Origin of the sequence: Colwellia sp. D2M02 (assembly GCF_018860755.1) — a bacterium.
Classification (GTDB): Bacteria; Pseudomonadota; Gammaproteobacteria; order Enterobacterales; family Alteromonadaceae; genus Colwellia; species Colwellia asteriadis.
In genome coordinates this window covers 138,371-148,844 of record NZ_JAHKPW010000032.1, presented here as the reverse complement: position 1 = coordinate 148,844, position 10,474 = coordinate 138,371, and the positions used below count along the sequence as shown (strand labels likewise).

General features: G+C 37.6%; 6 protein-coding genes. 3 read left to right on the top strand and 3 right to left on the bottom strand.

Going from position 1 to position 10,474, the window contains the following annotated elements; all coding sequences use genetic code 11:
- Positions 1 to 121 precede the first annotated feature (121 nt).
- The gene (gene pdsS, locus KO495_RS04700) at positions 122 to 2,416 is read right to left on the bottom strand and encodes a proteobacterial dedicated sortase system histidine kinase (protein WP_354668364.1); all 2,295 of its coding nucleotides are present in this window, start codon (positions 2,414 to 2,416) and stop codon (positions 122 to 124) included.
- Between the two features lies 1 nt (position 2,417).
- Positions 2,418 to 3,110 carry a proteobacterial dedicated sortase system response regulator gene (pdsR, locus tag KO495_RS04695; protein WP_215979233.1) on the bottom strand — a complete coding sequence of 231 codons (693 nt, stop codon included), beginning with the start codon at positions 3,108 to 3,110 and terminating at the stop codon, positions 2,418 to 2,420.
- A gap of 267 nt (positions 3,111 to 3,377) precedes the next feature.
- Here pdsR and pdsO point away from each other — a divergent pair, with 267 nt between their 5' ends.
- Together pdsO and KO495_RS04685 are read left to right on the top strand one after the other, a co-directional pair.
- Positions 3,378 to 4,172 (top strand): sortase-associated OmpA-like protein PdsO, encoded by a 795-nt coding sequence (gene pdsO / locus KO495_RS04690; protein ID WP_215979232.1) that lies wholly within the window; start codon positions 3,378 to 3,380, stop codon positions 4,170 to 4,172.
- A gap of 348 nt (positions 4,173 to 4,520) precedes the next feature.
- Positions 4,521 to 5,519, top strand: coding sequence for an SEL1-like repeat protein (locus KO495_RS04685; RefSeq protein ID WP_215979231.1), 999 nt, complete (start codon positions 4,521 to 4,523; stop codon positions 5,517 to 5,519).
- Positions 5,520 to 5,629: 110 nt separating this feature from the next.
- On the opposite strand, the gene dinG is transcribed toward KO495_RS04685, so the two are convergent.
- Entirely contained in the window at positions 5,630 to 7,762 is a 2,133-nt protein-coding gene (gene dinG / locus KO495_RS04680) for an ATP-dependent DNA helicase DinG (RefSeq protein WP_215979230.1), read from the bottom strand.
- Positions 7,763 to 7,896: 134 nt separating this feature from the next.
- On the opposite strand from dinG, the gene KO495_RS04675 reads away from it, so the two are divergent.
- On the top strand, positions 7,897 to 10,443 hold the full coding sequence (locus KO495_RS04675) for a DNA polymerase II (protein ID WP_252738799.1): 2,547 nt from the start codon (positions 7,897 to 7,899) through the stop codon (positions 10,441 to 10,443).
- Positions 10,444 to 10,474 lie beyond the last annotated feature (31 nt).

Sequence of the window (10,474 nt, the reverse complement as noted above, 5' to 3'; positions counted from 1 at the left end):
ATATGAAAAGAAGAAAAGCTATCTTCATGTTAATTAATTTTATGTTGGTTAAATCACTTAAGAGACGATAAAGAGCGGTGGCGCATTTACTAGCGCTCTTTATATGTTTACGTTATTTACGTTATTTAGGTAATGGCAGTGAAATATTAATGCTAACACCATCAGGTTCAAAGTGGTTTTCAGCAGTGATATCCCCTTGATGAAAGTGACAAATTAAACGGGCAATATAAAGTCCTAGCCCTAAATGTGGCTGAGCTTGTTTACTTTGACTACGCACAGAAACCATAGAATCAAACAAACTTGTTAACATCGCTTTGGGTAAATGTACGCCATTATTACTGATAGTAAGGTGAAGTTGTTGTGATTGCTGCTGCAAGGTAATGAGTACATTATTATCATTACTAAATTCAACGGCATTATTAATTACTTTATCAAGTAGCTGAACTATATGCTCAGGTGAGCCATAAAAAGTAATATCTTCTATATCGCTTTTTTGCTCAGGGTTAGTAATAGTTTTATTTATTAAGGTAAATTTTACTTCGGGGTAAATACCTTGATAGCCCGAAATACAGCCTTTAATCAGCTGAGTAATATTAAACGATGACTTTTCGGTGTTTACTAATATTTGCTCTAATCGCGTCGCTTCACTCATATTTGTTAAAATAAGATTTAAGGTGTTTATACCCGTTTGTGCGCGTTCAATATAAGCGTTTTTATGCTTGTTTTGGCTGTTTTGGGGATTTTGGTTGTTTTCCTGTTCAAGGGCGAGTATTTCAAGAGATGTTTTAACAACGGCAATAGGCGTGCGTAATTCATGAGAAAGCCGCGCAGACATATTTTCTAAGTAATGATTGTATTGACTCAGTCGGTTAACTGCACGTGCAAAACTTCGCGATAAATCACCTATTTCATCATTAGTGCTAGCCGCCTGAACTGCGCCAGTAATACGGCCGTGTTCATCAATAGCTTGTTCTGCTTGGTTACTTAACCGACTAATACGAGATGATATGCGTGTGGCAAACAACGTAAATGTTAATGCCCCCAAAATCATAATTGCCAAAATAACACTGAATAGTTTTTCGAGCGCTAAATTACGTAGGGTTCTAATACCATTTGTTGTTTCTTCGACAATAACGGCACCCTTTACTTGGTTATCAATATAAATAGGGTAGGCGGCAGATAGCACTAAGGCTTGCTTATCAGTAGTTAAGCGCCATTGCGAGGTTGCTTGGCCCGTTAACGCGGTAATAATGTGATCGCCAGTTAAGTGCTGGGCATCATAAAGTTTATCAATAAAGTGGCTTGGCGGTTTGGTCAGTATTTTATAGTAAAGAGGCAGTAAAAATTTTTGTTGAACAGTTTGCCAAAGCCCATCATCGTTATGATTATTATCATTGATTGCACTGTTCTTTTGCCAAACTCCGCCCGCATTTAATAATGAACCTGCGCTGGCGAGTACGCGATGATGCTGATCAATAACCCAAATGCTTGAATGGCTATAACGCATTCCTTTAACAATGCGTTCAATTTCAGGAGAAGGTACTAAAATAGTACCTAATGTTGTTGTTTGTTTGGGGCTTGCTGAGCCGATACTCGCCGTTATTTCGCCATGTTTTTTATCAACATCATGTACCGCAAAGGCAATTTTGTCGCCAATATCATCTAGCGGAATTCTTAACTCAATATTGTATCCTTGAGCGGTGGTAAGCCACTGACCTTGGATTTTTGGTGCTGGTGTTATTGTTGCTGCGCTATTATCTACTGAGTTTGCAATATGAAAAGCACTAAGCCAGCCGTTTGACTTATTACTGATAATAAAGCGTTTGAAGTTGTTATTATTATCATCAAAAGCGAGCTCAATGTGATCGTTATTAACCACGCTAAGCGCATTAGTATCACGAAATATTACATGGTCATCTTTCACACTAAAAAATAAATATAAGTATTTATCATATTTGGCCACTGAGGCGCTAAAAGTAACACTAATAGGGTTACTTTTAGGTAATACGGTAGAGGCTATTACTTCGCTCGTTTGTGTTGTGTTATTCAAGCGGTGCTGTGCATCATAATAATGAGCGCGATCTGAATAGTTTACCCAGTCTTTTTTTAAACCATCAAGTTGAATCGGCTCGTTAAATTGGTACCCATAAAGATCTTTTCCTTTTTCAACGCTAGGTAAAAAGCTGGCTTGATTATTAAATAAATTAGCGCGCTCGTGTAATGCCGTAGCTAAAGCCCTTGCGGTACCAACAATGGTTTGCTCTTGTCCAAAACGTAAGTATTTTTCCATTTCCCAAACATATTGATAACCAAACCAAGGAATGACAAATAAAAAGCTTGAAAGTAATAACAATTTAGCTTTTAAGCCAAAACGTAATGACGACTTTTTTACAGGGGTAGAGGAGACAATAGACACGTTAATTACTCTGCCAGCGATAACCCATACCGTAAACGGTTTCTATGCAGTCAAAGTTTTCATCAAAGAGCATAAACTTTTTTCTAATACGTTTTATGTGTGAAGTAATAGTGCTGTCATCAACAAATATTTTAGAGTCGGTCATTAATTGGCTGCGATTTTTAACATGTCCTGGGTGTTTTACTAGGGCGTGTACCAACCAAAACTCTGTAATGGTTAAGTCAATAGCTTGTTCTTGCCAAGAAATATGCATACGGGTGCTATCAACCATAAGTGGACCAACTTGCAGAATATTATCGTTATCTACTGGTTTTTTCATGGCATCTTGTCGGCGAAATAAAGCAGAAATACGTGCGGTTAAATGTGGCAGGCTAATGTCTTTAGTTAAATAGTCATCTGCGCCAATACGTAAGCCAGAAACAGTATCAAAGTCGTTATCACGTGCGGTTAAAAAAATAATAGGTAAGGTTGAAGATAAACTGCGCAATTGCTGACATAAGGTGAAGCCTCCGTCGTATTCATCTTCTAAGCCTATATCTAAAATAACTAAATGCGGTAAACGTAAATTGAAAGCATGTGTGGCGTCACTGCGGTTTACATAAGTTTGTACATGATAGCCCTGGCTACGTAATACATCGGCATAATTCTCTCTAATAGCGGCTTCATCTTCAACAATTGCAATGCTTTTTGACATGTATTCATTACCTTTTTTAATCTGCGGTCATTTTATTTAATCTGGCTATTCAAGACTATATCGAATAAATACGCACAAAGGGCTAAATATCGATAATTGCCATAATGTTGACACAATTGCTCGCTGCATTGCCATTGTTGCGTCACTTCTTTGGCTCGTTTGTGGAGTTTAATACAGTTATTGAGTTAACCACTAGCTCATTAACTTAACTAAGTATCTGATTGATAGCTTGGTATTACGACACATTAGACTGTAAAGGATATAACAATGAATACATTAACCGTAAAAAAAACTGCAATTACTAGCGTTATCATCATGAGTTTATTAAGTACGCCGTTAATGGCGAAAGAAACTATGATGAGCAGTAGCGTACAAACTCATGAAGAAAAAAGTAAGAATGAAAATATTGGCTTTGGCACTGGTGCATTAGTTGGTGCTATTGTTGCGGGCCCTCTAGGAGCCATTGTTGCTGGCGTTACCGGTATTTTTATTGCCAAGCATATTAATGCGACCGATGACGTTGAGGTTTTATCAACAGAGTTAGCCTCTGCTCAGGATCATATGAAAAAAAATCAAGATGAAATAGCCCAATATAAAATGCAATTAGCAGGGGCTCTGCAAAACTACCAACAAGATATTGAGTCAGTTAAAACACAATATCAGTTAGCCAATGATAGTGGTTTAAATGAACAATTATCGCTTGAAAACTTACTAATGAGTTTACAGTTTTCAACTGGATCAAGTGAAATTTCAGCGCACTATCAAGAACAGGTCTCGGCGGTAGCTCAAGTATTAAACGATACACCGCACCTTAGCATAACGTTATCGGGTTATACCGACTTAGCGGGTGAAGCGGATCATAATCAGCAATTATCACTTGCTCGAGTAGAATCAGTGCGATCATTATTAATGGCACAAGGTGTTAATGAGGATCAAATTACGATGCAGGCTTATGGCGAAACAGCGCCAGTGGCAGCAACAACAGAGCAAGAAGTTAATTTTTATGATCGAAGAGTTGTGCTGAAACTTCATAGCTCTTTGAATCATATGGCAAAAAGGTAGGTTTTCATACAGAATTAAATTCACTTTGGTTGAAAAATCAAAGTGAATTTTTGTGCTTTTATCCTTAATAATTATTTGTAGATATTATGATGTTTTTTATGGCGCGATTATTGCTTTTTATATTAATATGATTATATTAGCTCAGTAACGATCATGATTATTTGTAAATAAATGTGATCAGGTCGTTGAAATATTACACTAAGCTGTAGCACCTAGTTTTATTGGTTTTAACAAATAAAACTAGGTTAATAATATACTTAGATGATGTTTAACATAAAATTAACGCTTGTGTGTTTTATGTTCAAATGGTTTAATGGATCTTAAAATAATAAGAAGTTAGGAGCGGTTATGGCACAGGTAGCAGTTCGACAATATGAGGAAGATGAGCCTTTACAAGATGTAGAAGCTGATCAACAAGCAGAAGAGATCACTGCGGAGGCTGAAATTAAAGACACTAATGATAGTGCTTCAGCTAAGACAAGTGAAGGCGAAGAAATTTATTACCACTACACGGTTGACACCAAAGATCCCGATCCTTGGCTTAAAACGCACCGTTATAAAATTTTAGCGGTTCTTATGGCTATTGGTTTAGCTGTAGCGGGTAATTTTTTATATGGTGAGCATCAAAAAAATGTACTCACCGCTAGTTATGTAGCTGCGCCTAAAATAGATGATTTGTATTATCTTGATTTTCGTTTAATGCAAGATAATTTACGTCCAACAGAAAAATATCGTATGGCGAAAGTAAGTGATATTACAGGCAATGTAATAACACTTAATTATAGTAGTTATTTTTATCCTCAAAAGCATGAGCTTAATGAAACTATTCGTTATGCACAGCTAAGATTTGAGAAGTTTTTCCAAGAAAAACGTAACAATTTTACCATTGCTGAATTACAAGGCATGATTGAATCTGGCGCTATCTTTTTAGTAAGACGCCCAGATGGCAATATGTTAGATGGTAACTTAGTTGTTCCAGATAAGCAGTTTGAAGCCACTTCAGTATTTATTCCGGGTAATAAAGAAAACTTAGCGGGTTTAGAGCATTTAAAATACGAAACAACAAAAGCATTAGCATTTGATGAGTTCAAAACTTCAGCTGATTTTGGCTATGCACCAGGTCAAGTTAATCTTGCTCAAATGTACTTAACTGGTACTGGCGTTGAAAAAGATGTTATTGAAGCGCTTGCATGGTTTAAAAAAGGCTCCTTACAAGGTTACGAGCCTGCCATTTTGAAATATGGTATTGTTTGTGGGCAGGTTGAAAGCTGTACTATTGAAGATTTTTATCAAGAGCTCGTTAAAGCGGGTGTTAATATTGAATTTTCAAAAACAGCGGTAAATTAGCCTAACCAAACTATTTACACCTTATTATTTTTTGAAGTGCTTAAATTTATTTAAGCACTTTTTTTTGTGTTTTTGAAAGTGTTTTGGGCTGGAGAGTTATTGGATTAAGCTTACTCAATAACTTGCTTAAACGGCGGTAGTGAGCTGAGGAGCTGCTTACCATAGCGCTTGGTCACTACTCTTTTATCCATTAAAGTAATAACCCCTTCATCTAATTCATTTCTAAGTAATCGACCGCAAGCTTGAACAAGTTTTTTAGAGGTGTCAGGCACCGATAAGGTCATAAATGGATTACCGCCTTTAGCCGTAACATACTCTGCTTGTGCTTGCTCTACAGGCGAAGTAGGAACGGAAAAGGGCAGCTTAGTAATGATTAAGTTCGTTAAATACTTTCCGGGTAAATCTAGTCCTTCAGAGAAGCTTTGTGTTCCAAAAATAATACTGGCTTTGTTTTTATCGCAACGTTTTTTGTGCGCTTCTATAATGTGTTGTCGAGAATGCTCTCCTTGCGCCACAATGTCTAACTGATGTGTCTCTCTAATGGCTTCGGCAACTTTATTCATTTGCCAATATGATGAAAATAGCACTAAGCTCGCATCACCTTGTTTTAAATAGTGCGGAATTTTTTCAATGAGTTCATCGGTAAAGTCTTTGCTGTTAGGTTCGTTATCCATGTTAGCAATCAGCAACTTTGCATTATTTTGATAATCAAAAGGCGAATTAACTTGTTGGTATTGGCTACCATCATCGTCTCTTAGGCCTGCCTGAAAACGAAAATGATCAAAGGAGTTTAATGCCATTAAAGTTGCTGAGCACAATACGGCACCTTCACATTGGCTCCATAACATATTCTCCAAAGTAAAACCGACTTCAATAGGTGAAGCACTCAGTATATATTCTCCTTGCTTGGTCGGAGATTTTTCTAACCAACGTGCCATTGGCGCACCTTTATCACTATCGGTTTTGGCATACATTTGCCACAAAGCTTGAAAATTTTCAAGGCGTTGCAACATAAACCCTGCCTCTGCTAATAGAGGCTCAGCAAGATACATTTGTGTATCACCATCTTTAACCGACTCAACTAATGCACTGTAAAGCTTATTTAAATGACTTAATGACTTTTTACTGAGCTCTTTAATTTCTTCGGCCCAGTTTTTTAATTCTTTGGGAATAATACCGTCTTCAAAGCGATATATTTCTTCTTTATTCGTTTTAGTGAGAAAAGTGTTTGCGGCAGTAGCATAATCACTCTCTTTACTGGGAAAGTAGCCTATAGCATTACTATTAATAAAACTAAGTACGTGTTGCATCTCAGTTAATATATCTTGAATGTCATCACTAAGCTTTAAAGCAGGAGATATTGCTCGTTGAGATTTGATTAAAGCTGACATTTTATCGCCTGTTTCGCGGCATTTTGTTAGCCATTCAATGGCGCCTTTAACGGTAATACTTGCGCTTGAAAAATCACGCGTTACTTTGGGTAAATGGTGGGCTTCATCAATAATATAAAAGGTTTCATCGGGAGGTGATAATATACGCCCGCCACCGAGCTCTAAATCAGCCAAAAGTAAGCTATGATTTACCACAAGCACATTTGCTTGCTCCATGGTTTCTCGGGCTTTATGAAAAGGACAATGACTATGGTCTGCCATGCTTTTTAAGCAGCTGTGTTTGTCACTTTGTACTTGCTGCCATACCGACAAAGGCAGTGTTTCTTGCCATGAGTCTATATCTCCTAACCAGCTACCATCAGTTAGCGCTTTATGCATAGCATTTAGAGTTCTGATGTCGCTTGCTTTAGGTTTTTCAGCAAAGGTAAAGCCTGCTTGCGGAGAGTCACTATTATGGCTAATTGCTTGAGTAAGTTTTTGTCTACAAACGTAACGCTGTCGGCCCTTAGCTAAGGTAAAGGTGAAATCTAATCCGGCATGACTTTTTAAAAAGGGTAAGTCTTTATCTACTAATTGCTCTTGCAGTGCAACCGTTGCGGTCGATATACATACTTTTTTATCTTTCGCCAACGCAAGAGGAATTGCGCCTAAACTGTAAGCCAACGACTTACCCGTTCCGGTACCAGCTTCAATGGTAATTATTTTACGTTCTTTGGAGTATTCTCCGGCTAAGGTTTTTGCAATTTCCGCAATAAGAAACGTTTGCTGCTTTCTTGGGTTGAAGTTTGTTAAGTTTTCACCAATGGCTTTATAAGCTTGACGAATGCCTTGTTTTAATGAGTCAGTTAACATTATTGCGTAGTTTCCAAAGAGAGGTAGATGAAGTACACTGCTGTATATATTAACAGGTTTTATTGTTTTCGACACTGCTTAAGTGCGGTTTAGTCGTTTTATGTTAGGAAGCACCTTGTACGTGTCGAGTCACTATGTCTAAGTCAATGATGAAGTCAGCTACAGCCCAAACTACTCAATTAGCTCAACGTGGATTTTTGTTAACACGTCAAGTTGAAGATAGTCAGGCAGGCTTGCAGATTACTTTATGGTTAAAAACATTATCAGGCTCAGTTAAGCTTATTATTACGGATGAACAGGCGGTTTTTTTTATTGAAGATAGCCAAGTTATGAAGGCTAAAAGCTTACTGACAACACATAATATCCCCGTGGTTAAATTCCAATCATTAGCCATGAAAACCTTTAATGGGAATAGTGTTTCAGGAATTTACTTTACGCATTTACGCCATTTTTACCGTGCACGAGAGTTGCTTACTAATGCACAGGTAAAGTGCTATGAAGACGATATTCGCCCCGATGATCGATTTTTGATGGAGCGTTTTATTACCGCTGATCTCGACTTTATTGGCAACCCTGTAGACACTGATATAACTGAAAGTAGTAGTAAAGGTAGCATTGAAAACTATCAGCTATATCGTCAAGCAAAGTGTAAAGCAAGCACTAGCAAAAGTACGCTTACCTTGAAGATGTTATCGCTTGATCTTGAATGTTCAATGCAAGGGGAGCTGTTCTCTATTGGTTTATATAGCGAGCGACCTAGCACACAAAGTAGCAAGTCAATTAGTAAGGAAGATACATACAAACGTGTATTAATGATAGGTGAGCCAGAAGAAACATCAAATGACTATATTGTTTGGGTTCAAGATGAAAAAGCATTATTAGTGCAACTAATGCGAGAAATTGTTGCCTTTGATCCCGATGTTTTTATTGGTTGGAATGTTATTAATTTTGATTTTAAATTATTACAAAAGCGCTTTGATCATTATGGATTAGCCTTTACGTTAGGACGTGATAATAGTATTGCTCGTTGGCGTAATAATAGAAACAGTACCGAGCAGTATTTTATTGAAATTGCAGGGCGGTTGGTACTAGATGGTATTGATTTATTAAAAACAGCCACTTATAGCTTTAGCAGCTTTTCACTTGATAACGTTGCTAATGAATTACTGGGTATTGGTAAAAAGGTGGTTGATGTTGATAATCGTATTCAAGAGATTGTTGATAATTTTAATCACAATAAGCCTGCGCTTGCGGCCTATAACCTTGAAGATTGCCGTTTAGTTTGGCTCATCTTTGAAAAAACAGCATTATTAGCGTTTGCGCAATTACGCGCACAACTAACGGGGCTGGCAATTGATCGTATTGGTGGCTCCGTTGCCGCTTTTACTAACCTCTATTTACCTAAGTTGCACCGTAGTGGCTATGTTGCCCCGAATATGGGCGATGGTATGTCTGCGCTTGTTTCTCCTGGTGGTTATGTGATGGAGTCAGTGCCAGGGTTATACAGTAATGTGTTAGTACTTGATTTTAAATCACTATACCCCAGTATTATTCGTACCTTTAAAATTGATCCTATGGGGCTTATTGAAGGCTTAGCGGAGCAAGCACATTATCAGGCTAGTCAGCTTGATGAGGGCAATACATCAACAGCAGTCATTAATGCGATTAAAGGTTTTGATGGGGCTTATTTTTCACGAACACAGCACTTTTTGCCAGATATTATAGAGTCCTTATGGCTTGAGCGAGACAAAGCAAAACAGCAAAAAAATGCCGCGCTATCACAAGCGATAAAAATTATTATGAATAGTTTTTATGGCATTTTAGGCTCTACTGGTTGTCGTTTTTTTGATCCACGTTTAGCTGGTTCAATTACTAAGCGTAGTCATGAAATATTAAAAATTACCAGTCAGTGGATTGAGCAAGCGGGTTATCAAGTTATTTACGGTGATACCGATTCAATTTTTGTTTCTATTGGCGAAGATAAATCATTAATGCAGGGAAAAGAGCTTGGTTATCAGCTACAAACATTAATCAATCAAAACTGGCAGCAAGCGCTTAAAGAGGAGTATCAGTTAGATTGCCATTTAGAAATTGAATTTGAAACACTCTTTACAAAGTTTTTAATGCCAACTATTCGCGGCAAAGATATCGGCACTAAAAAGCGTTATGCCGGGTTAGTGGTTAATTTAAAGGAGCTAACTCAAGCACCCACATTAATGTTTAAAGGCTTAGAAAGTGTCAGAACCGATTGGACCGCGTTGGCGAAAGACTTTCAAAAAAACTTATACCTTAAAGTGTTTACCAATCAACCCATTGATGATTATATTAATGAGATAGTAGCTCAGGTGCAGCGTGGCAACTGTGATGGTAAATTGATTTATCGTAAGCGTATTCGCCGAGCACTTAACGATTATATTAAAAATGTTCCTCCTCACGTAAAAGCCGCGCGTTTGGCTGATGCTCATAATGAAAAAATGGGTAAGCCGCTACGTTATCAGCAACGTGGTTGGATAGAGTACTTCATTACCTTAAATGGTCCACAGGTTAAAGAGCAGCTTTGTTCACCGCTAGATTACCAGTTTTATATTGATAGACAAATTGCCGCCGTTGCTGATGGCATTTTACCTTTTATTGGTAAAAGCTTTGATGAAATTACCAACAAACAGTTGGGGCTTTTTTAAGGGGCGTACTTGTGATGTTTTAGTACTTTTT